Source organism: Dickeya chrysanthemi NCPPB 402 (genome assembly GCF_000406105.1).
Classification (GTDB): Bacteria; Pseudomonadota; Gammaproteobacteria; order Enterobacterales; family Enterobacteriaceae; genus Dickeya; species Dickeya chrysanthemi.
On record NZ_CM001974.1, the window covers coordinates 2,962,289 to 2,988,454 of the forward strand.

Annotated in this window: 6 protein-coding genes; all 6 read right to left on the reverse strand. The window is 54.9% G+C overall.

Features of this window, described 5'->3' with window-relative positions:
• Positions 1 to 22: 22 nt before the first annotated feature.
• Positions 23 to 16,684, reverse strand: a complete 16,662-nt coding sequence (locus DCH402_RS13235) for an SDR family NAD(P)-dependent oxidoreductase (RefSeq protein WP_040001538.1) — start codon at positions 16,682 to 16,684, stop codon at positions 23 to 25.
• Positions 16,677 to 23,675, reverse strand: a complete 6,999-nt coding sequence (locus DCH402_RS13240) for a type I polyketide synthase (protein WP_233276282.1) — start codon at positions 23,673 to 23,675, stop codon at positions 16,677 to 16,679. Before DCH402_RS13240 ends, DCH402_RS13235 begins: the two co-directional genes overlap by 8 nt.
• Positions 23,676 to 23,802: 127 nt before the next feature.
• On the reverse strand, positions 23,803 to 24,165 hold the full coding sequence (locus tag DCH402_RS13245; protein WP_226052029.1) for a hypothetical protein: 363 nt from the start codon (positions 24,163 to 24,165) through the stop codon (positions 23,803 to 23,805).
• Positions 24,165 to 25,328: a cupin-like domain-containing protein gene (locus tag DCH402_RS13250; protein ID WP_040001542.1), complete on the reverse strand. Its 1,164-nt coding sequence runs from the start codon at positions 25,326 to 25,328 to the stop codon at positions 24,165 to 24,167. Before DCH402_RS13250 ends, DCH402_RS13245 begins: the two co-directional genes overlap by 1 nt.
• A 25-nt stretch (positions 25,329 to 25,353) precedes the next feature.
• Positions 25,354 to 25,623 (reverse strand): acyl carrier protein, encoded by a 270-nt coding sequence (locus DCH402_RS13255; RefSeq protein ID WP_040001544.1) that lies wholly within the window; start codon positions 25,621 to 25,623, stop codon positions 25,354 to 25,356.
• 182 nt (positions 25,624 to 25,805) lie between these two features.
• Complete coding sequence (locus DCH402_RS13260) at positions 25,806 to 26,033, reverse strand: hypothetical protein (protein ID WP_040001546.1); 228 nt, start codon at positions 26,031 to 26,033, stop codon at positions 25,806 to 25,808.
• Positions 26,034 to 26,166: the final 133 nt, after the last annotated feature.

Sequence of the window (26,166 nt, forward strand, 5' to 3'; positions counted from 1 at the left end):
CGTTCCCTAAGACTTCCGGATGTTAAACATCCAACACCGTCAAGGTCGATATATCTTCCGGCGACAAACGTTCCAGCAGTATTTCCGGAACGGGAATGTCGTCAATGGTCAGATCCGGCTGTTCCACCATCAGGTCCAATAAGACCAATACGTGATCGGCAAGTATTGAGATCACCTCCGGTGAAAAATAACGGCGGTCATATATAAACGGCAGACTTAATTTGCCGTGCGTTTTCAATAACCCCACCCACAGTGGCGCGACAGCTTCCCGGTCTTCCAGCACCATCGGCAGCAATTTGTGGGCGAACGCCGTCACCTCAACGAAGGTATCGCGGTCATTACTGTCAACCGCCAGGCTACCTAACAACGTATGGTCGTGCGCATCTTGCCCTTCAGGAGCAAGCTGTTGGTGCAGCGCAACAAAATCAACGTGTTTATATTTCTGTAGCCGTAATACGGCGTCGTCATAGATGCGCCAGACTTGCCGTAAGCTAAAATGCGGCTGAAGCGTTAGCACCAGCGGAAGCGATGAAGAGAAGTCACCGTAAACGGATTCAAATTCATAGCGGTCTCTGAGGTTATATGCCATTTGGATCGGCATATTTTTCCCGGTGATGCGATACACCAACGCGGCAAGAGCACAGGTAACCAGCTGTGTGAGCGTGGTATTTTGGCGACGATTCGATAATTGCAACCGCTCAAGCCTCTCATCAGAGATATTCAGATCATAGGCCCCTGCTTTTTCCGGCTGCGCGTTGTCTGCCTCCGGGCGGTGAATCTGCTGATCCCGCAGCGTAAAAGACGTCCGCTTATCATGTAATTGGCTCAACCAATATCGGGTCGCCGTCTCCTGATGTTCGCCGAACTGGCTCAAGGCAAAATGTGCATATTCGGCTGTCGGTGCGGAGCACGAAAAATGCGTACCGTTGCACAAAGCGTGATAGCGGTGATACAGCTCCTGCAAAAACAGGAATAACGTAAACCCATCGGCATGGAAATGGTGCGTAACAAAGTAAACCACGCCCAGGTCTGCGCCGTTATGAACAAGATACAGTTCAAACATCGGCATCCGGTCTGCCTGAAACAGCTTCATATTGGTCGTTTTCTGAAAACCGGCGACGGTTTGCTCAAACGCCGCTTTGTCAGAGAGATGGGGCCAACAGATTTCCCGGCATTGCCGTATTACCTCGTCGTGAACGACCTGCACCCAGTGTTGCCCGACCCATTCAGCGCCGGTTCTCAGAATGGCATGGTGGCGCACCATCTCGTTCAACGCCTGATTCAACAACGGCAGATCGACCGGCATTTCAATCCAGAATCCCTGACCGATATTAAAGGTCGACCGCTTTTTCACCTCGGTCTCATGCAGAATAAATGCCTGAATATGGCTGACCGGATAGTAGCGAACGCCTTCGGCTAAACACGACCACAAGCACGCAGGCCGCTGCACGCGATCGAGCACCTCTTCGGCACGGTGAACCTGCTGGTAAAACTCAAAATGCAGGCCGGTTGCATCTTTCCAGACGCCGATGCCTTGTTGTAATAACCGGCTTAACTCGGCGCGCCCCAGCGTCGGATCGTCAGTTGGGGTCGCCGCCAACGGTAACGCCAGCGAAACCGACTGAATAAACGCCGGGCGTCTCCCTGCTATTGAGTTGCCAGAGACAAGCGCTGATACCTCGGCATCGGCTGAAGACGATGCCGCGTGCGCGACATGGCGCGGGCTATCCGCAACATGCGCGGCAATCTCCACCGCAACAGACCGAAGCGATTCTTTCGTTAGCAGGTAAGCATCAAACTCAGTCGCGAAAGCGGCATTGATCCTGTTTAACAAACGCAGCCCCAACAGTGAATCGATACCGTAGCTGGCTGCCGGTTCATCCAGATCAATTTCCGTGACGGACAAACCCGCGAGCTCCGCCAAAATCCCCGTCAGTCGTTGCGCGACCTGTTGTACTTGCGCGGGTTGCTTCGCCGTATAATCTGGAGCGTCGCCGACCGGGTTACTCTGCACGGTGCCGGACCAACACCAACGTTTGTCGAAAGGATACCCCGGCAACGATAACGGGAATTTTTCCGCCGGAGAAAATGCGACCTCGATTCGGGTATCAGCGTTGAAGTCCGGCGAGAAAAAATCAACGCCGCTGACGTACAGCCGCGCCAGCGCCAGCAAATTATCGCTATCTGCCGGCGCCAGAACGGCCTGGCGGACCCGTTCAGCGGCGGACAAATCCCCCTCAGCCGGTGCCTGACGGCCAGTGCCGACTTTCCCCTGATAGCCGTTGTCCTGCGGTATCAATGCCGCACCGGCGATCACCCGCGCCAGAAACGTGTGCAACGCGTTGACGTCAGAAACGACACAGGCGCACCGATAGGAGAAATGACTCCGGCGCAACAACAAGTTTGCCGCCAGTTGTTTCAAATTCAACGTTTGTCCGGTCTGCACACTCTGTTGCAGATCCCGACAGCGTTGCTGCAACGCGCCGAGGCTTTTTCCAGACAACACAATACATACCGGCTGTTGACCGCCATGCTCCGACGATGCGCCTGTTTGTGGCGATCCAGGCCCGGCTATTGTTTCCGGCGCCCCCTGACGCTGCCCCTCGTGTTCATGAGGCTGCGCGACAACCATATGCACATTGATCCCCGTCGCCCCTAACGAGCTGATCGCCGCCCGGCGTTTCTCACCGGGCTCCACATGCCAGGGAACGGTTTCCGGGTTGATATAAAAGGCACTCTGATCGTGCGCCAACAAAGAGGCCCGGTCTTGCGTATTTGGCGTTCCGGGAATTTTCCGATGCCTGAGCGCTAACAACACCTTGAATAGATGGTTCATCCCCGCACTGTGGAAAGCATGGCCGACGTTATTCTCAACACTCCCTAACGCACAGCGTGCAGGCTGACCTGAACGCGCTTCCCGGCGATGCGGCCGAAAGACGTTTGTCAGAGCCTCGACTTCTGCGGCATCCGCCGCCGGCATCCCGGTAGCATGTGCTTCGACCAACGTAATACTCTCCGGCTGGATATCAAACCGTTGGTAGACATCAGAGAGCAGCGCTTCCTGTGCACCGGCGCTCGGCGCCATGATCCCATTGGTTTTACCGTTGTGATTACTGCCCCAGGCTTCGATCACACCATGAATTCTGTCGCCATCCGCCAGCGCCAGCTGCAATGGCTTTAGCACCACCACCCCTACGGACTCGCCGGGCATCATGCCGTCGGCCTGTGCCGAAAATGCACCGCCACGATCGGACGAAGACAACAACCCAAGGCGAGAGGCACTGCGCAACATATTCGGCGTGGAATAAATCATCGCTCCGCCGGCAATCGCCACCTCACACTGCCCCAGCACCAGTTGATCGCAAGCCTGTGCGACAGCCAACAGAGATGATGCGCACCCCGCTTCGACCGTCTGGCAAGGCCCCGTCAGATTCAGCGTGTAAGAGACGCGCCCCGGAACCTGAGACAAGGTAATATTCGGCGCAAAATGCTCGCCCTCGGCAAAACGCAGCGAATAGTCGCCGGCACTGCCGCAAAACACGCCCCAACGCTTGCCAGACAACGATTCAGGAACAATCCCCGCATCTTCAATGGCTTTCCAGCTCTCCTGTAAAAACAGACGCTCACAGGGATCCAGCATGGATGCTTCGTGTGGCGATATCTGAAAAAACAGCGGGTCGAAGTGTTCAATATCTGAGAGAAAACCGCCATAACCGGCATACTCGCCCTCACTCGCCGGGGCTATCGACCACCCGCGGCTATCCGGCGGCGTGGTAAACGCGGATTGACCTTGTTCAAGCCGGTGCCAAAAGTCGTCGGGGGTTTTCGCCCCGGGAAATTGCCCGGACATGCCGATAATCGCGATGGAATTCCGGCCCTCGCTCTGCTGCGGTTCGGCCCGGCGACGCGGTTCATGCGCCGTGGTGTTCCCTGCCGCTCCGCGCTGATAAATCTCCCGACAATGCTCAGAAATCATGTCAACGCTCTCGCGTTCAGACAACAGATGAAAATGATCTCTGGCGTGGGTGCGAAATACCTGAGCGCCCGGCAAATAACGCAGCCAGCGCTGGCAATGGCTTTCATCATGGGTCAACGCGTCACCCAACACGTGACGATTATTCTCAGCCAGTGCCGATAACCTGTCCCGGCGGTGTGACCCGTCATCGAGTGATGACGTGATGGTGATATAGTGCAGGTCAATCTCATGGGCATTCGGTAACGCGTTTACTGAATAAGCCGCCATGGCTTCGCGGTTACGCGTCAGGATCTGCGCCATGTTTTCAATTTTGTCCTTCACTACCGCTAGCGGCTGCGTTACCCCTTTTTTTAGGCACCCTTCAGCCAGCCACGCCAGTTGTTCATCGGCATCCACACACAGTAATTCTTGTTCGGTGTAGGCGATGCTTTCAAACCTGACTCGACCGGATGCCAGCACGTCGCTCAGGCTGTAATGCAAGAAGAAGTTTGCACTCATCAGCAGCGCGTCGCGGTAACAGAATGGTGACGAGACAGGATGATTGTCCGGCTGTGGAAACGGCGGCTCTAACAGAATCAGGCTCGATACCCGATAGCCGGCCAGTTGCAGTTGTCTGGCCATTTCATAGGCGATAATGCCGCCCATCGAATAACCGGCCAGCGCGTACGGCCCGGTCGCATCGGCAGCCTGAATGATTTCAATATAGTAACGCGCCATGCTTTCGATGCTTTCCAGCGGCTGGAACCGGGTAAGGAATCCGCGCGACTGAATACCCCAGATGGCATATTCATCGCCCAGATTGTCGGCGATCTTCAGATATAGCCCGGTCGAGCCGGTGAGCGGATGAATCCAGAACTGGGCACTTTCGGGCTTCGGTTGATCGGTAATCCCGACCTGACGCAATCGCGCGCTCAGCGGAATACACTCCGGATAGTGTTTCAACCACGCATTAACCGCAGGCCGGCCCTGCGATGCCGCGACGGTTTCACCCGATGCCCTGAGCGAATCATTCGCCGCTTTCTGGACAAGTGCGTCACCCGCGCTCACCGGCACCGATGCAACGGTATTATCCTTTGAGCCGGGCACCGAAGACGGCATCGGGTCATCAAGATACAACGACAGTGCCTCAATCGTGGGGTGGTCAAAAATGGCCTTGATCGTCAGCCTGGACGCAAACGCCCGATTCACCGCGTCAATAAAGCCAACCGCGTTGATTGAGTTGAGTCCCAATTCGGTAAACGGTTGATGGTTCTCAATTTCGCTCTCTTCAAAATAGAGGGTTTGCATCAGTAAGGCGCGAAGCTGACGGACGATGCCCTCACGCGGCACGGTATCGCCTTGACGCCTCGCGCCATCCTCCGGCGTCACGCCCTTTTTCTCGCCACTAACCACAGATGCGCCGTCCGCCCGAGCCTGCGCGGTTAGCGAAGTCGGGGTCAGGGCCGGCGTGGCCCAGTAACGCCGGCCCTGAAACGGGTAACCCGGCAGACTGATCCGTTGCGGCAATGGGGCCCCACGATATAAATCAAACCAATCCACCTCGACGTCGTTATTAACCCAGGCTCGCGCCAATTCCTGCCATTGTTCCGATGCGATCCACTCCTGACGCTGCACACGCTGTGCCGCCGCGTATCCATCATCCCATGTATGCTCTCTTGCCCATTCGGCATCATCGCCTGGTGATTCGCCAAGGTAATACACGCCGGGAGACGCCGTTGCGGTAATAAACAGCGCTAATTTTTCGCGCAACTCCGTGATATCGGAGACCACAAAAGCCACGCGTTGGGTCATCGCCTCTCGCCCGGTTTGCAGGCTATAGGCCAGTTGATCAAGTCGCGTTGCCGGATAACGCTGCAAAAATTGCCCCAGGGCCTGGGCATAGGCTTGCAGGGCGGTAGTGGTTTTCGCCGATAGCGGAACAATCGCCGGACGGGCGGCGGTGCCCAACGGACGCCGGGCACCCTCTCCCGGCGAATAGCTTTCCGTTCCGGTGAACGATTCGGGGTCATCGGCAATGTATTCCTCAATCACCGCGTGCGCATTAGTACCGCTGATCCCCGTCGCGCTGATGGCGCCGACCCTCGGTTGCCGGCCCTGACGCAACCAGGGTTGATTCTGCTGCTGAATCGTAAAGGGAGTCCGCTCTAATTTAATGTAGCGGTTACACGTCTCAAATCCCTGGGTTGCCGGAATCGTCTGATGCGCCATAGCCTTGAGCATCGCTATCAGACTCACAACGCCGGACGCAGCGAAGGTATGGCCGATGACGGGCTTAATCGAGCCTAAAACGCAGCGATGCGAATCGCTGCATCGTCCGGCAAAGGCATCGGCGAGCGCCTGAACCTCGATCGGGTCGCCCAATTGAGAACCGGTACTGTGGGAAATCACATATTGAATATTCCCCGGGTCGATTCGGTATCGGTCATAAATATTTTTCAGGAGTTCAGCCTGGCGAACCGGGTTCGGTGCCGTAATGCCATTGGTTTTTCCATCGTAGTTCACCCCGCTGGCTTTGATACACCCATAGATTCGATCGCCATCGGCTTTGGCTTTTGACAAGGGTTTGAGTAACACCACGGCCACGGCTTCCCCCGGCACCAACCCGTTGGCGCGTTGATCAAACACGCTGGCTTTGCCGTCGGGAGACAGCATTCCCGTCCGATGCATACTCTGATACACCCACGGCGTCATCAACAGGTTGATTCCCCCGGCCAGTGCCATCTCGCAATCCCCCTGACGCAGCGCCTGACAAGCCTGATGAACAGCCACCAGCCCCGATGCACACGCGGCTGTAAGGGCCATATTCGGGCCTTTCAGATCGAGCGCATAAGAAATACGCGCGGCCAGGGTCGCATTCTGATTGCCATTTATCGACCCCTGATCGCCAACAATGGCGCCGTAATCACTCTCTTCCGCCCCGACATACACCCCACAGGACATTCCCTGAATGCGTTGCCCCATATAGCCGGCATCTTCAAATGTGTGCCAGGCCTCCTGCAGGAAGAGACGCTGTCTGGGATCCATCTCCATCGCTTCTTTCGGCGCAATATCAAAGAATGCGGCGTCGAACTGCATAATATCCGTCATGAACGCGCCCCACTGCGGCAGCGTGTTATGCTTGCCCTGACCGTCTGGCGATCCCGACGACGGGTTATCGCTGACAGACGGCCAATCCCAGCGCGCGCCGGACATCTCGCCGATACAGCTTTCTCCCTGAATCAACGTATCCCAGAAGTCATCAATACTATCCGCCTGCGGAAAACGCCCGCTCATCCCGATCACGGCGATGGGCTCATCCATGACGTCGCCGGCAACCGTACTCGCCGTCGCCACAGCCGGCGGGTGAAACACGGTCGTTGTGTTTGTCTTCCCGCTGTCGTGGCCCAAGGCCGGATTAGCCTCTTCCTGCCCGGCGGTCAATGGCTCATGGTCTGCCACCGAGGATACGTGGCTTGCTTTCACCTCCGCTTTCGCTTTCGCCTCCGCCAACGCCTGACGCGAAAACAGCGCATCCAACGCCTGTGCGTGTTCACGACAAAAATATTCCGTCAGCCGCTTAACCGAGGCGTGACCGAACAGCACCGCCGGTGTGATTTCAACGTCAAAATAGTGACTCAACTCGCGGGAAAATGACGCCAGCGTAATCGAATCAAAGCCAAAATCAGCAAAACTGCTATTCAACCCGATACGTTCAACCGGCGTGCCCAGTAACCGGCTAATCTGCGTTTTCAGAATGTGGCTCACTGCAGTCCGCCGGTCTGTGACATCGGCGGGCAGCGATACACTGAGCGCTCCGGAGCGCGACGCCATCTCCTGAGGGTGTTTTTGCCCCGTGGCACGAATAGCCGCTTGATTGGCGATATCCGCCTTGCCGCTTACCGGATGATGTTCGTTGCGTTCGTCAGCCAAAGGCGCGGCCAACTTCAGAAAGCGGGCGACACGGCTGGGTTTTCCCGCTATCACCAGATGCTGACCTTCACTTTGCCGCAGCAATTGCTCAAAGACTCGCACCCCTTCGTCGCTTTCCAGCGCTCGCTGACCGCTGGACCTGAGATAAAACTCGGTGCTATCCCTGTCACGAACGCCCATTTTTCCCTCTTTCCAGAAGGGCCAGTTAATCACCAGCGTCTTACCACGCAGCGTACCCTGCCGAACCTGCGCCATGCGGTGCTTGCCATACCCCATCTGGAAACGGTTCCCCATGGCGTAGTCACAAGAACCAAAGTCCCCTAATAACGCAGCACTGGAGGAGAAATAACAGACAAAATCCAACGGATCCTGCATCAGCAGTTCGTCTAATAATTGCGTTCCGTCGACTTTCGGGCGGAGGATGGCATCAAACGCCCGGCGGGATTTCTCGAATACCGGCTCGCTGGCTTCCAAACCTGCCGCGTGGATAACACCGAGGATCGGGCCCATCACGTGTCTGGCCTGCACCAGATTAAAACGCATCGTGCCGACATCGCAGACATCGGCCTGAATATAATGTACCTGCCCGCCCAGGCGAGTCAGTTCCTCGGCCAGCGCCTGGCGCTCAGCATCCATCGCAGAACGCCCGGTCAGAATCAGTCTGGCGCAATAGTGCTGTGCCAGATACCGGGCGAAAATCAGCCCCAGGCCACCGAATCCACCGGTGATCAGGTAGGTTCCTCCCTGTTTAATCGCCGCTTGCGACGTCGTTTCATGCGTCAACGAGACCGGGCTGGGCTGCACCTTCAGGACATATCGCTCCGCGCCTTCATAGCAGACACTGTCGAAATGTTGCCCCGTCAACTCCTGATAAAGCATTGCGATATAGTGCTCGCTGAAGGCCGGTTGCACGGTAACAGCCGTTGTCGCTCCCGCCGTACCCACCGCTGGCGCAACGCTGATGGCAACCGCGCATTGCGTGCCGGGTAAGGCCGGCGTCAGGGAACGTTCGATGCCGATCCATGATTCCAGGTAAGCGCGCTCCAGTGAGTGATTGCTCACACCGGCCAGCAATAAGCGCGCCGGTGCCATATTCGCCGCCACCATCGACGACAACAACGCGTGCAGCGCAGCGGCATCTTGTAGATGACGACGATCCTCCAGTGGCCATAAGTATAAAATTGCACTGTGCCGAGGTTCTATCCGGGCGGATTTCAGTTGTGCAAAACAGCGTTGATAACTTTCGGTATTTTCCTGCTCCGTTTCGCCGGGCGACAGTTGAACGCCGTTCACCCCATCCGCCAGCGGATGCCGGGAGACAAACACAATCTCCGTCTGTGGCGCCAGCACCGCCATCTGCGATTGCAGCAAACGCTGGTTTTCCGGTTCCGACAAAAAGCAGATCACGGTGTTAAATCGAGGGTCCTGCGAGGATGCGGCCGGATGGGGCATCTTCTGCCAGGATTCGGTAAACAGCATCAGTGCTTCGCGTTCTTCCTGCGGTGCTGATTCCTGCGTCGATACCGCCTGGGGCGATGTCTCGCCAGATGATGCATTCCGGCCGATCCGCCCCAGATCATCCGGCGCCTCAAGCCAATGCCGCTCCCGGGCGAACGGATAACCCGGCAGGCTGATGCGGCGCGGCGTTTCTATCGAATAGAGCGAATACCAGTCCACGTGGAAGCCTTCCACCCAGAATCGGGCTATTTTGTGAAAAGCGCGTTGTTCCACCCAGCGCTGAAGCAGTGTGCGGCTATCCTCAGCCGACATAAACCCGGTATCCCGGCCGGTTTCCTTAGCACCGCTACCGGCGCCTCGCCAGCAGCGCTCCGGTAAGGCGTCATCGTCGGCAAACGCAGTCAGTTTGTTCTGCAACTCGCTGAGATCCTGCACGACAAAAACCACCCGTTCCTCCAGCGTCCGCCGTCCAACTTGCAGCGTGAAAGCCAGATCAGCAGGGTGAATGCCGTCAATATCCGGATGCATCGCCAGAAACTGCGCCAGATTTCTGGCCATCTCCTGAAGCCGCTCTTCCGTTTTCGCTGATAACGGAACAATCAGCGGCGTATTCTGTTGCTGGCGGTTACCCGCCTGCCTGACGTTCGGCGGCAGAAATTCTTCGACGATCACATGGGCATTCGATCCGGTAGCGCCAAACGAGCTGATCCCCGCCCGCCGCGGAACGGTGATCTGTTCACCGTCGTGATTGACCGTAGGTTGCTCCCAGTGCTGGGTTTCACGCTGGATATAGAAAGGTGAATGCTCCAGTTCCAGATAAGGGTTAACCTGCTCGGCATGCAACAGCGACGGAACCAGCGTCTTATGATGCAACTGGAGAATAACTTTACTTAACCCGCTGATGCCGGCCGCCGACTCGGCATGGCCGATGTTCGATTTGACCGACCCGATCGCGCAAAACTGGTTGTCTTTCGTGTATTGCCTGAAGGCCTTCACCAGACCCTGAACTTCGATCGGATCACCCAATGCCGTGCCGGTGCCGTGCGCTTCGATATAACTGATGGTGCGTGGATCAATCCCGGTTTTTTCGTAACAGCGCAACATCAAATCGGCCTGCGCAACCGGGCTTGGCACCGTAATTCCGCTCACCTGCCCGACGTGGTTGATGGCGCTGCCCTTGATCACCGCATAAATATTGTCCTGATCTTTGATCGCCTGCGACAACGGTTTGAGCAACACCGCTCCGACCCCTTCGCCGGAGACAAAGCCATTGCCGCCGTCGCCGAACGTTCGGCAACGACCATCCGTGGAATACATGTCCGCCAGCCCATAAGTCATATACTTATAGGGATGTAACGACAGGTTTACCCCGCCGGCTAAGGCAACTTTACTTTCTCCTCGGTGCACGCTTTCCAGAGCCAGATGCAACGCGGTCAGAGAGGAAGAACACACCGTATCTACGGCAAAAGAAGGGCCATGAAAGCCGCAGAAGTACGATACCCGGTTAGCAATCGGGGCATAATTCATTGACAGCGGCACTATCTGACCACGATTGACGATTTCAGATGCGATCAAGGCGTAATCATTGTGCATGACCCCAACAAAAACCCCGACATCGCGACGCTTGCTCGGTCCCTGTTCTGCGACCAGCGTTTCCGGGGTGTAGCCCGCATCTTCGATTGCCGCCCAGCAGGTTTCCAGAAATAACCGTTCCTGAGGATCAAGCCACTGTGCTTCTCTGGGGGAGACCCGGAAAAACTGGGCATCAAAACAGTCCACATCCTCAATAAATCCGCCCCATTGAGGAATCGGCCGACCTGACGGCGACGTAATGCCATCCAGTACGCTTTTCTGCCATCTCGAATGCGGAATTTCGGTGACGCAATCTTTACCGGCTTTGAGATTATCCCAAAACTCCGCCATCTGTTTCGCACCGGGATAACGGCCCGACATGCCGATCACGGCAATATCTTCGCTTTCCGATGCCGTCTGGCTGCTCGAAGCGGCATGAGAAGCCGACTGACTGGCGTTGATCTGCGCCGTACCGGCCTGAGTAACGCCGGCGGACACGCCACCCGCATCCGATAACGTTTCCGATGCCACCCGATGCGCCTCATCCTGCCCGGCGGCGACGGCGATATCGGTCGCGACGTCGGCAGGCGCACCGAATGAGTCCGGGTAGCGCTCCAGCAAATACTCCGCCAGTGCGCCGACCGTGGCATATTCAAACAGCAACGTCGGATTCAACTTAACCTTGAGCGACTGTTCCAGTGACTGCACCATTTGCAACAGCCCCGCCGAATCCAACCCCAACTCGTAATAACCGATATCGCTCTCGATTTCCGTCGTACTTTTCGCCAGCGTCTCGGCCAGTATCTTTTTCACCGTATTCTCAGCCTGTTCCAATGCCGAGGCATTCTCACTCGCCGCGATAGCCGAAGCCGCTGACGCCACAGGTCCGGCGTCATGTTTCATCGGCGCAACCGGTTTGACGGACGCCGCGATGGGTTCACCAGCCTGGGTTGGCGCCGCCGGGGTTCGCGATGCGTTGATCGCCGCGGGATCGCGCACGCGCTTACAGGTGAAATTTTTCAATTCGCCGATCTTTTCACCGCCTGGCTTAAAAAACTCCATGGTCAGGTAAGAGAGTTGGCTGGTTTGCTTGAGCGAGTCACGGCTGACGCGGGTAATACAACGCCCTGACAACGGTTCTGATGCGCGGAAGGACTCATAATAAAGCGGTAAAAAGATATCTTGCTGGTGGTTTTGTTCCAGAAACAGATCCCCTGACCCGATAGCGCTCCCGTCAATCAAAACCGGGTGAAACAGATACTGTTCCGCACCAAACAGCGCATCGTCAGGAACGGCAATATCAATCAGATTCGCCGAAGGCAGGTGATAGATAACGCCGTCACCGACCATCGGCCCGCGGTGGCGGATGTCATCGCCACCAAATTCCGCATACGCATCCTGTAACCGGAGCTGACTGACCGCCGCCTTTTTCAGCGCGTCAAGATCGAGTGTTTCATGAAATACCGACGCCGCAACCGGGTGCATTTCCGCACTCATATACAACTTCACTCCGGACGGCGAGTGTTCATCCGACACTTCACTGCCTTCCACTTTCAACTGCCAGTATCCTTGCGCCTGCTTTTGGCAGCTGATTTGTGCCTCCACGCCATAGTCATCACCGATGGTAAAAGGGTAATGAATGGTGAGGTTCCGCATTTCCAGTTGCCGGTAATCCATCCCCTGCCGATGGAAAAACTGAAAGAGCAGATCGATATACGCCAGTCCGGGCAACAGCGATTGGCCGAAGGCCTGATGGTTACGCAAAATGCGATGATGGTGGTTAAACGGTTGACTCCACGGATGATTTTCCGCGAAAAACCCGGCACGACCGATAGGATAACGCCCTTCGCCAATGCGGTTGCCGTCAGCAGCGATGTTTTCAGCCGTGCGGGTTGCTGATGCCGGTAATTGCGCCCGAAAAACGTCTTTCGCAAAGACATAACCGGGCAGATGAATTCGCGTTGGCGGCTGCGGATAGAAACTTTGCCAGTCAACCGGTTTACCCTGTAGCCAGGCGAGCCCAATCGCCTCCAGTTCCGGTCGGGAGAGTTGATGCAGACCACGGTGTTGATAAGCAGCGGCAGTCAGAGGCGGTTGTTTTTTCCCCGCCGCCGGAGCCTGACCGAAAGCGTGACTCGGCGCGACAGGCTGACGGCAGAATGCCTGTAACTGCTGCCAGCAGTCGTGCTTGTCCGTCGCAATCAGGAAAAAGCGTTCCGGCATCGCTTCCCGTCCAACCTGCAACGTATAGGCCATTGACTGGATGAAGGACAAGCCATCATCAGGTCGCTCAGCGTCTGCAAGATAGCGGCTCAGCGCCTGAATCTGAGCGTGCAGACTTTGCGTCGTTTTCGCCGATAACGGAATGATCCACCCGGCGGTAGCGGGCTCAGCAACCGCAACCTGCTGCGGTAAATACTCTTCGATAACCAAATGGGCATTGGTGCCGCTGTGACCGAAAGAGTTCAGGGCCGCCAGCCGTGGTCTGCCGGCATGGCTTTTCCAGGCCGACGTCGCGTTTTGAATGTAAAAAGCGGAATCCTGCAGCTCAAATAGCGGATTTGCCTGCTGATAATGCCTTAAACCCGGTAGCTGACCATGACGCATCGACAACAATATCTTGATGAGGCCGATCACCCCGGATGCCGCCGAAGTATGGCCGATATGCGATTTCACGCTGCCCAAAGCACAGTAATGTCGTTTGTCGGTTAACGCCTTAAATGTTCGCGCCAGGGCATTGACCTCAATGGTATCGCCCAATTTACCGCCGGTGGCATGGGCTTCAACGTAACTGATCTCTTCAGGATTGATGTGATATTGCCGGTAGACCTGCTCCAGTAATTGTTGCTGAGCCGTACCGCTCGGCGCGGTAATACCGTTACTCGCCCCATCCTGATTGATACCGGAAGCACGAATCACTCCGTGGATAGGATCCCCCTGCGCGATGGCCTGATCCAGACGTTTCAATGCAACGATCCCGACCCCTTCCGAGAGCAGCATACCGTCGGCCATCTGCTCAAAAACCGGGCACTCTGCGCGGTGAGACAACATGCCGATACCGGACAAACTGGCCAACGCGCCGGCATCCAATGCGGCGAAGACACCGCCGGCCAGCGCCAGATCGGTTTCACCACGACGCAGGCTTTCACACGCCAGATGTATCGCCACCGCAGAAGAGGAACAACCGGTATTCACCACCAATGCCGGGCCTTTCATATCCAGAAAGTAAGACACACGTGATGCAATAATCGCCTCAGACGACCCGACAAAAGAGCCATGATGATAATTCGATGGTTCAGCGCCGATAAAAACGCCCGTATGACTACCGGCCAGCGCTTTGGGGTTATAGCCCGCGTCTTCCAGTGCTTTCCAGCTTTCCTGCAATATCAGGCGCTGATGCGGGCTCATCGACAACGCATCCTGCTCGGTAATCCGGAAGAAGGTCGCGTCAAAACAGTATCGGTCTTTGACGATCCCGCCCCATTTGCAATAGGTTTTTCCGCTCTGCGTTGCGTCTTTTGCGCCTGTATCGCTGCTGTTCGTCTCGACAAAATATCTGGCTTGATCCAGATAATCCTCAGGTAACTCTTCTATTCCTGAGCGGTTGGCAATCAGGTTCTCCCAGAAACGCTGGGTATTCTCGGCGCCGGGAAATTGCCCCGACAGTCCAATCACGGCAATCGCCACCGGCTCGGCCGGTTGTCTCTCTGGCGTTAGCCCTGAATCCTGGTGGGGCATCGGCTGTGCGGCAGACGGGGAGTTCGCAGACGGGGAGGTCGCCGACGGCGACGGCGTGGGTTCCTGCTGGGGTGGCGCTTGCCACTGTGGCGACGTGGGTTGCCGTGATGGAGACGACGCCTGCGGGATAACGCTCTGCTCGGCACAGGTCAGCGCGATATGCGCACTTAATGTTTCGACCGTCGAATAATCATAGAGCAACGCCGGATTTAGCGTGACCCCCAGCGATTGGTTGACCTGATTGATAAAGTTAACGCTAAGAATCGAATCAATACCAAAATCGGAAAACGCCCGCTGCTCATCAATCTGCTCAGGCGGTAAATTAACTGAACGGGCTAACGCCTTGATGACACGGCGCGTGATAGATTCCCGCGTAGTTTCATTATGTGCAGTTTCATTATGTGTCGTTTCATTATGTGCAGTTTCATCATGTACAGTTTCATCATGCGTATTGGCTCGCCCGGCGTCATACGCCTGGCGGGCCGGGGCGGCAGACAGCGTCTCGCGCGCACCGACAGAAAGCACGTCACGCGGCGCAGTAAGGACGATATGGCGGCTCAACGCGGTGGCCGAGCTGTAGTCATACAGGATGGCGGGATTCAGGTGAATGCCGAGTATTTCATTGATTTTATTTACAAAGTTGACACTTAAAATAGAATCGATTCCGTATTCGGAAAAAGCGATGTCCGCATCGATTTGCGCAGCCGACAGATTAACCTCCTGCGCCAAAGCAGACACGATGGCATTATGGACATGTTCTGCAATGTGCTCGTCGGTGACGTGATCGTCGGTTATCGGTGCCGTGAGCGTGGCCGCCGCCGATGAACGCGTAACCAACGCAACCGCTGGCGACGCCTCTGCCGGCTGCGGCTGCACGGCGGGTTGCCTTGGCTGGCGAATCATTCCGTCGCTTCTGGCGACAATAACGGTTTGCCCCAGTGCATGTGCACGTTGCGCCGGGAACTCAACCGCCAAGAACCCTTCTTCTTCCAGTATCTCCCGCCAGGTTTCAGGCGCGATGGCCGGGCTACCGACGATGCGTAACGCCGTGTCCTGATGTAACCACCATCCTTTGAGTAACCCGAACGTTAAATGAGTAAAAACAGACTTATCGCTCAGCTCATTAATGACCACCATTCCCCCGCGGCGCAGGGCCGCTTTGCAATGCCGCAGCGTGGTCCGAATATCTTGGGTGGCGTGCAGTACATTCGTCGCAATCGCCACGTCAAACGATCCCTGCGCAATCGGCTGTGTCGCCAGCGGTTGTTCAATGTCCCACAATGCATAGCCAAGAAACGGGCACGTCGGACCATAGTGACGGCGGGCGTGCATCAAAAACGCCTGAGAGAGATCCGTATACAGATATTCCTGAATATTGTGCCGATATTTCATCAGCTCGGGCAAAACCATGGCCGTGGTTCCACCGGTACCGGCACCGATTTCAACCAGGCGCAACGACGCATCATGATCAAACTGCAAGACTTCATGCACGTAGTCGCTCACCGTAGCCGTCAACACCCGATTAAAAAAATCAGAGACCGGATTATTTTTATAAATCCCTTCGACTTTCTCCATCGAGGCATTGGGGAACAGCACTTCCGTTGCCTGCACCTGCCCCGTCAGAATCTGGGGCAAATGGCGCAGGCAGCTCTCGACAAGGTTCATCTGCGTCATACGGGCGAGATCATGACGATAACGGTCACGATAGGCCTCCCACGCCTGCCATACCGCCTCCGGCGACTCCGCCGACGGCTGTCGGCGAATCAACGCCTCGCCCTGCCGGGTTAGATATCCCGCCTCGCCTAACTGCGCCATTGACTCCGCCCACCAGGCGCGGAACTGATGTTCCAGCCCAATACGGCCGGCAAGCGAAGAAAAATCCGCGGCATCCAGCGACGCCGAAAAAACGCCAAGCCCGTCAAGCTGTACATAAAGCAGTTTCACCAACCACTGATTAATGGCATCAGGATGATGGGATTGCAGCAGTGCGTCGGCCTCTTCATCCCATTGATTGTCAGAGATATTATGCATTGGTCAGCCTCCTGCTGCGTTTATCCGATGAAGATGGCGTGGATGATGATTGGCGTTGATGGCTCAACAGAATGGACTCCTGCGGATGCAGGTTCATCAGTTGCTGTACCGGTGCAGAAGCATTCAGGCACACCAGTTGTTGCAGGCGTCCTTGCTGTAACAACGTGACAAAACGTTCAAAACAGGCAAAACCCTCTGCATCGCTCAGAGCAGAAATGCTTTGACTGGCGGGTAACCCGGCAAGAGAAGCTTGCCAGAATCCCCAATTGATAATCCCTACGGGAAAATCGGCGTAATGCTGTAAAGCCCGCACCAACGTATCAGAGAAAGTAATCCCTGCGGCATAAGCCGATAGCGTCGCGGCACCCGAGAAAGAGAAAGCCTGGCAGGAGGAGAAATAGACCAGAAAATCCAGTGCTTCGTGCCGAAGCGCCTGGTAGAAATTAAAACTCCCCGACGCCTTGACCTGAAGTATCCGCCAGAATGTCTCTTCTGTTGTCTGGCTGACGGCATTTTCGGCATCAAAGACCAGACCGGCGAATATTGCGCCGTTAATGCGGGAATATTGCTGCTTGATCTGAGCCATCGCCGCCTGCAAAGAGGCGGGGTCCGTTGCATCTGCCTGAACATAATCCGGCCGGATACCGGCGGTTGCCACCGCCGCCAACGCGTTCTGAACGGCGGGACTGGACGCCGGCTGGCGCCCCAGCCAGATAACCGTTGCCTGATAATGCTCCAGCAACTGCCGGCTCACCACACGGCCAACAGTGCCGCTGCCTCCCAGAATCAGGTAGACGCCGCCATGCTTGACGCCATTCTCATTACTGAAACTCTGCGAGTCCAGGCGAAAGAAGGTCTGCCGGTAGCGGCGTCCACTGAGCAACCGAATCTGTTCGCCCCGCTCGCTCATCCGCTCGCCGACGATCTGCTGCATCAGTTTTTCTCGCCGCTCCGGCGTCTGTAAATCGCGGCTGGACACATCCAGATTTCTGACTCTGAAACGGTGGTCCCCCTGCGCAACCGAGTAAGCCAGCCCGCTGACTCCGGCACCGTGATAACGAATTTCCCGGGAAGAAGAGGGATGGTTATCCTGCGTTACCACGGTAAAGTCTATCGTGGTCTCTTTTGCCGACCGCTGTTGTAGCGACTTCACCAGACGCAGCAGTTGCAGCTCGTTCTGTTTCAGGCTATCCGTGATCGCTTGCGCGTCGGCCAGCGACGGCCCGACGGCGGCGGCAATAAAAAAGACCTGCTGTACCGCGCCTATCTCATCCAGACAATCGTGGATCGCGTTTGCATCCTCAATATCACATCCCCAGTGATCCGGCCCGACCCGATACACTTTTTGACCGGCCTGGCTTTGACCGGTCTGGCTGCTCAGCGAGAGACGCAGCAGGCGCCCGGACTGACCGGCCAGTTTAGCGACTAACGCATCTTCCAGTTCGTTTTCCTGTCGGCTCCCGACCACCAGCACGTTATCCGCCCTGCCCGTCGCCGCGGTTCTGACGTGAGGGCTTTCATCCGATTCCCACCGCGCAACATAGCTGAAGTACTCATCAGCCCGGTTGATGGCCGGTACCTCAGCGAGAGCTCGCGGCGTGGCTGGAGCGTCTATCGTGGCATCAGGCGGCGCGGTCATCGCGGCATGGTGGGGATTGCCGATCCAGTATCGGTCGGTGGCGAACGGGTAAGTCGGCAGGCTGATTCTTTTTGGGCGCGATTGCGGGTATAACCGATACCAGTCAACCGGCATTCCCTTGACCCATAACGCCAGAATTCTGGCGTATTTACGTTTATGGAACCACTGATCAAGCGTGGATATCATGTCTTCATCGGTTGCGAATATGTCCAGTATTTCTTTGTTTTGCCTGATATTACCGAGAAATAAATCATCAATGATGTCTTCTCCCGCCAGAAATTCCCTCAGCTTTTCAGCCAGAAAATCAATAGACGAGGTAAGGATCCCCAGACGCTGTTCCATCGCGTCCCGCCCGACTTGCAGGGTATAAGCCAGTTCGCTCAGTGCCGGTTGTGGTTTATTTTCCGCCGTAATCCGGGCCAAAAGATTTCCCGCTGCCGCCATCAGACGATCCGCATTTTTTGCCGACAGTATGACCATGACGGCTTCCGGTTTCCCTGCCTGCCGGCCGACATCCGGCGCGTTCTGTCCTCCGGTATACTCCTCGAGCACGACGTGCGCATTGGCACCGCCAAAACCGAAAGAACTGACGCCGGCCCGGCGAGGCAGCGCCTGCCCCTGGCTGTCCACAGGCGCGGCCCAGGGCCGGTTCTCCTGCACCACATAAAACGGGGAATCGTCCAGCCGGATGTAAGGATTAAGTTGTTCAGAATGCAGGCTTTTCACCAGCGTTTTATGCTGAAACTGCAGTAAGACTTTAATGACCCCGGCAATACCGGCGGCCATCTCCAGGTGGCCGACATTCGTCTTAACCGATCCCAGACCGCAATGTTGCGGCGAGTTTTCCAGCGTCGTCGTGGCTGGCGTGTGACGATAGAGATCCTGAAACGCGCTTTTCAGCCCATCAATTTCTATCGGGTCGCCAAGCGGCGTCCCGGTACCGTGGGCCTCAATGTATCCGACGCTGCGCGGATCGATCCCGGCGTCGGTGTAGGCTCGCTTCAACAAGGCCGTTTGCGCTCTCGGATTCGGCGCGGTTAATGAGTTGGCTCGGCCGCCGTGGTTTTCAGCACTGGCCCGGATCACACCATAAATGTGATCGCCTGCGGCTTCTGCAACACTGAGCTTGCGAAGAAAGAGCATCCCGACCCCTTCCCCGCGAACATACCCGTTGGCCGCACTGGAGAAGGTTTTGCAACGACCGTCCTGGCACAACATGCCGGCTTTGCTAAAGCTGATATAACCATCGGGAGTCACCAGCGTGTTCACGCCACCGACAATAGCTTGCTCACATTCGCCGGCGGCGATGGACTGAACAGCCCGGTGAATCGCAATCAGGGATGACGAACATGCCGTTTCTATCGGCTCGCTGGGGCCGTGGATATTCAGGAAAAAGCTCATTCGGTTCGGTCCGACCGACGGAACGATCCCGGTCAGGGAATAACCTTCAATCGGCAGCCGGGCTTCACTGAGCAGCGCGCCGTAACCGCTCATGCCGGTTCCCACGAAAATCGCCGTCTCGGTGCCGGAAATTTCACCGGCACTGTAACCGGCGTCTTCAATGGCACTCCATATGTAAGTCATCAGCAACCGTTGCTGAGGGTCCATCAACTCGGCTTCTTTCGGCGAAATCCCAAAAAACAGCGGATCGAATTCATCAACACCCTCAATGAATCCTCCCCATTTCACATTGGATTTATTGACTTCGCGAACCGGATCGCCATACAACGCCTGCCAGTCCCACCGCTGTTTCGGGATCTCCTGAATACAATCTTTTCCGCTGACCAGATTGTCCCAAAAGGCGTCTAAATCCCGGGCCATCGGGAAACGACCGCTCATGCCGACAATCGCTATCGGCTCACTGGCAGGAGCGGTTGTTTTTATAGCGGATGTGTTTTTATCAGACGGTAGCGATGGTAAAACCGGATTTACACGCCCCGGGGAGCGGAATGTTGCGCGTTGGGGAACGTCACGCTGAGCAGGGACAGCGTTTAAGGTGCGTTCATCTATCGCCGCCGGCTCTGCGGCCCTGGTCGGCGTTGATACCGTGGTTAACGCCGACGGCAAACGTGATGGATGCTCCGGATGCAGCGTTGTGAATGCCGCCGGGTGCGTCGCCGCCAGATAATCAACAAACTCGCCCAAAGTCGGGTATTCAAAAAATACCGTTGGCGTCAGCGACAGATGATATTGGCGATTCAACTGGTTGCTAAACTCCGTCAGCAAAATCGAGTCCAGACCAAACTGCGACAGCTCAGTATTAAGACTGATCTTACCCGGCTCCAGCTTACGTAGCCTTGCCAGTGATTTTTGCATCAGCGGGATCAACGTGTCTCGCAGCGCCCCTGTCGTTGTACTCGTCGTCGGGGCTGCGTCCGCCAACGCCTTCCCTGCGGCGGTCGTTTCATTGGTTTCAGGCTCCGCCCGCATCACTGAATGCGTATCGGCATCGGCGGATATCGTCGATGCCGCGGTTCCTTTCGTCGCCTCGTCAACCACTCTGGATGAAAAACCACGGAGCCTGACCCAGACATAACCGCGCTCATCGCATAAGTCATAGTCCATTTTTCTGACTCGGTCGGTTTTCGATGAACCGGGGGTAAAACGCGCCCACACCCAAAGAGTCTCAGGCAACGCCGTCGCCGTATCCCAAGGGGACATCGCCAGACTTTCCAACGCAAACGGCAAGGCAAACTGAGGGTGTTCAGCATCCACCAGTAAGCCGGCCGCTATCTGTAATGCTGAATCCATCACACTGGGATGCAAAAAAAACTGATGTCGGGTATCCGCCACACAGTCGGGTAATACAATTCTGGCAATAGCCTGACTAGCGCCTTCATCAATCGATATCACACCTTGATAAGCCGGCCCATGCAGGATGTCCATCGCGCTATAAGCGCGATAACACGCGGCGCTGTCGAGATGTCTGGCGGTGCACTGGGCCTGCAACGCGGCGATATCGACGATGGATGATGTAGCCGGAGTCGCAAGCGACGCATCGCCATCAGGCGACGCCGCCATCTGAGCCATGCCCCGGCAATGCGTGACGCGGTCGGTGCCGCCAGCAGGCGTTTCCTCGCTGTATATCTCAAAACTGATATCACCGTTGTCTTCAGGATGCAGGTCGACGGACACATGCAATCCTGCCTCCTGAACGATCATCGGCCTCAACCAACTCACATTTTTCAGCATCACCGACTGAGAATGGCCGGCCGCATCCGCTATCGCCGCTCTGGCCAATTCCAGATAGGCCACCCCGGGCAACACCTTCTGCCCTTTAACGATATGGTCGGCCAGAAAGAACTCGAGCCCGCTGAAAAAACTGCGGTAACGCTGAATGCTGAAATCCGACGTGTTTTGCTGCACAAGCGGGTGAATCTCTCGCCACATCCGCTGTTCACGAGGCTCCGGCATCGATAATGCCGCGGTCCCGGCGGGACTCCAGTAGGGCTCGAGGTGGAAAGGATAGCGAGGCAACGAGATCTTATTAAAACCCGCTGTCCCGGCGAACTCGGTCAGCGGGACATCGACACCCCTGATCCAAAGTTCCATCAGCACACTTTTGTCATTTTCCCAGCTAAGCGTTTTTAGCAAATCAGACAATCGGTTATGGCGGGTAAAGATGTCGAGGGCTTTATTTTCATCGTGTTGCCCGGTTCTCAGGTAGTACGATTTCTGTCCATTTGCAGCAATAAACTGAGTCAGTTTTTCCTGTAAATTGTCGATGCTGGTGTAACGGAACACCACCCGCCGCTCAAACTTGTTTCTTGCCGTCAGATAGAAATATTCCAGCGCAGCGGGGTGAATATCATGAGATTGCTGCAAAAAGGCCAGCATGGATTTAGCGTAATGAATCCACTGCCATTCATGCATGACCGACAGCGCCAGAAAATAGACGCCCTCCTGCGGCTTCATTGCCTCGTCAACGGCATTCTCGTGTGCCGGAACATCAGCGGCGCGGGGATATTCCTCCAGCAGCAAATGAGCATTGACGCCTCCGGCGCCAAAGTTATTCATCGCGGCCCGGCGGGGAATGTCTCTGCCGTGCTCATCCTGCAGGGGCGACCACTCTTCTGTGCTGTCATTGATATAAAAGCGTGAGCCATCCAGCCTGATTTTGTCGCTACAGACTGAAAAATCTTTAATCCCCGGTTTCTTTCGCGTTTTAAATGCATGCAGTACGCGAACCAGCGCGACCATCCCGGAAGCCGAGTTAGCGTGCCCCATATTAGGCTTGAGCGTACTGATTTTACATGGGGTTCTCTTTGACGGTTCCGCCTGCGTCGTGAGTTGCGCATCGGCATGTTTCAACCCTTTAATTTCTTCGGCATCAGCCAGCAGCGACGACGCGCCGTGAGCCTCGACATACGTAACGGTATCCGCATCAATGCCGGCCTGGCGGTATGCGTTCACCATCACCTTCGCCTGCGATTCCGCTGAAGGCATCGTCAGGCTGCCATAGCCTCCGGTGTGGTTGACATCCGAACCTAAAATCACCCCATGAATATTGTCTTGATCGGCAATGGCCTGCGATAAGCGTTTAAGCAAAACGGTCGCTGCGGCTTCGGCGGGCAAAAAGCCCTGCGCATTGGCCTGAAAAGGGAAACAGGCCGTCGCGCCGCCGAGAATCCCTAAAGACTCTTGCCCTAAATACGAACCGGCCAGCGCATCGCCGAATAAAAGGTTGGCCGCCCCCACCAGCGCGTAATCGGCTTCACCGCGCAGTAATGCCTCTTTCGCCTGATGCAAAGCAACACTCGCACCGGAGCAGGCGGTATCGATATAAAGGCTTTTACCGTTGAAACGAAAAGCATGGGAGAGGTAATTCGGCAAAGACCAGGACATCATGCCCAGGATGGAATAACTGGTCAGGTCGGCTTTGGCGAGAAAAGGCGTATAAGCAGCACCTTCGGAAGCAATATACACATCGACTTTCGCCTCCCGTAACTGCTGAGGCAAATAACAGGCATCCTCCAGCGTGTGCCAGGCGGACATCAACAATAAGCGGGTCCGGGGGTCCATATATTCGGCTTCCATCGGCCCCATATTGAACAGCTCAGGATCGAATCCGGCGATATCATTCAGAAATGCCCCATACCGGGTTTGCATCTCCGGCCCCGGAAAATGATTCTTCGGCACGAGAGAAAACAGCGACTCTTGTTGATCCAGCTTCCGGCAAAAATCTTCGATAGAATCAGAGCCGGGAAAAAAGCCGCCTACGCCGATAATCGCCACGGCTTCTTTTTCGTAAACCGAAAAAAGATCATTAGCCCAGGATGCGTTATTAGCCACCTCATCCTGTATCACCGTTAATACCGCAGCCTCTTTATTGTCGTTATTCTGCTTCGTCACGTTCAAGCCTCCAATTGCCTTATCTGACGCCGTTACCCGGTCGCTGCACACGGTGTTTCGTACTGAGTGCAGCGACCGGGAATCAAACGATGGCGTACATTCCTTTTCTCTTCAGACGAACAGTTCGCTAATTCGCCGACAATTGCAATTTGTCCCGCTTAAATACTTTGACGGTCCCGGCCTGAGAATCCCTGACCGCGACCAGACTGCCAAAGTTAAATTTCTTCAATACAAAACGGTCGATCAGTTCTGCTTCAGAAAGCTCCTGCCCTAAACGGTATTCTTTTTTATCAAAATCCTGCCACGATTCATCCGCCCGATAGCGAAACCAGAGAGGCTTAAGCCGACTATACTGGACTTTGCCTCCTGCCAGAAACTCCTTTATCGTCTCTGCCGATACCTGATCATCATTCAGAATATAGTAGGCTTTATCCGCCGGACAAATAATCATATTAAAGTTTCCGGAATTTATCAGATACTCGCTCATCATTAATCTTCCTTACTCAGAACATCACTGGTGGTGTTGTAGGCAGAAAAATAGTTCTCATCTCCGATAGTTTTGGATTTTTTACCCAGACTATTGAAAATATCGAATTTGAATTTGATAAAGGATGGATCAGAATTCAGGATATTGTCATACACCGGCATCAGCGTGGGGACATCTTTGCCTTTTGTCATGGTTTCCAGATTCACTTCCGTCATCCGCATATTCGCCATGATCTGCAGCGGCGTCGTATTGATGACGGCATGAGGCCAGTATTTGGTGAAAAAGAGCACATCGCCCGGTTCCAAATCGACATAAAACTTGGGCGCATAAGCATAAAGTGGGTTGTGAATTTTATGAAAGTTGATATCCAGACGCGCATCCATTTTCGCTGACATTCCATTAGCCCCATCAAGGAATGGGCGCAAGATATACCCCAACCGGGGATCGACAAAGTACCAACGTTTTACCCCGCTTATCATCAACGCACAGGAAATATCATTCCCCTGATGCCAGTTAGTTCCCCAGGTTCGCAAATTACCCACAAATAACTGACTAAAACTATTCGCTGAGTGACCATGAAACAGATCAAGAATTTTTCCCGCGCCCACTTCATCAATCAGGTCAGGGTAGTCATTAAAAATTTCCGCCGAGTTGTTAATGTAATAACTGACTCTGGAATCTTTGTCCAATTGAGAACGGAGTATTTTCTCCAGTTTGAGTTTTTTCAAACTGTTTCCCTTCTCATCATAGCCGACGGCAATAATCTCCGTATCTTTATAGTGCTCAATCAAATAATCATGGCTCCACTCCTGAACGGCTTTCGTATCATTGAGAAAGCCTTTGGCAATAATCGGCGGCGTACTGGCATCATTGATCATTTTCTGAAAAGTCGTGCGATCCATATCTGAAAAATCGTAAGACTTCATTTTAATAAACGTATCGGCACAGTCCGTATCGGCCAAATCAGGATACGCCGCCTGTAAATCCGCCAATTTTTTCTCGAATAAATCACGTTCGAACGTATCCATAAAATCGGGGGATTTCAATAGCAGACGCATATGCATCATAAAGTGAAAATTTGCCTGTTCTTCCTGAGAGAGAAAGAAGGACGGCATCATTTCAAACACTTTCCGTTGCGTTTCGCTTTGGATGTCATATTTTTCCATAAATATCTTCCTTTTGGATTCAGACTCAGAGAAGAGCGGTTTCAAGGTTATTGAAATGATGCTTTTTCAAATAGTCACTCAACCCCTGAAGCGAATTAACTTCCAGAAAAACCACCGGCGTTAACTTGATAGAAAAAAACGTGTTCAACTCAGCACAATATTGATTCACTTCCATCGACTCAAAACCATATTCATCAATATCGCTTTCCCACTCGATATTCGCTTGTTCACATTTCAGTATCCTGGCGGCCAATGCAACCAGATAGCCTGACAACGCTTCATCTAACTCATTCATTATTCACCTCTATTTCATCCAGAAATAACTATACCCGTCATACTTCACGTTGCCGGCGTGTTGGCTGCGTGACTCGGCCCATCAATGGGCCTCGCCCTAAAGGGCCAACGCGTTGCGTTGTTCAACACGCCAGCCGGTTGTCCCGCAACTCGAATTATTTTGGATATGTACTCACTCCATGTTTACGCCACAACAGAGCGCGGCTTCACGTCTGTCGATACTGAATGACTTTCATCATTACTTTCATCATTACTTTCATCAAATGTATTGATATCGTCGAAACCCTCATGCCAGCAAAAAACCTTTCGCAATGGATTAGCCGGCAGATGGAGTTTTTGTCGCGTTCTCCCCCGGCCTTCAGCCTGACGCAACGTCATCCAATCCACCGACTGCCCCGCCAGCCAATCCATCACCGCTTGCCGTATGGCATTGCCGCAATCGGACAATTCGCCGGCAATATCCGGTGATGGCTGTCGGTTATCATCAATCTCGGGGGGATGGCCCGCATGGGCGTGCCAGCGCTGTAAACGCGCTTGCAACTGC

Bases quoted from the DNA above. Each gene is read 5' to 3' on its own strand.
- DCH402_RS13250 (WP_040001542.1), bottom strand. From the start codon at position 25,328: ATGGAAAAATATGACATCCAAAGCGAAACGCAACGGAAAGTGTTTGAA.
- DCH402_RS13260 (WP_040001546.1), bottom strand. From the start codon at position 26,033: ATGGATTGGCTGGCGGGGCAGTCGGTGGATTGGATGACGTTGCGTCAG.
- DCH402_RS13255 (WP_040001544.1), bottom strand. From the start codon at position 25,623: ATGAATGAGTTAGATGAAGCGTTGTCAGGCTATCTGGTTGCATTGGCC.
- DCH402_RS13235 (WP_040001538.1), bottom strand. From the start codon at position 16,684: ATGCATAATATCTCTGACAATCAATGGGATGAAGAGGCCGACGCACTG.
- DCH402_RS13245 (WP_226052029.1), bottom strand. From the start codon at position 24,165: ATGATGAGCGAGTATCTGATAAATTCCGGAAACTTTAATATGATTATT.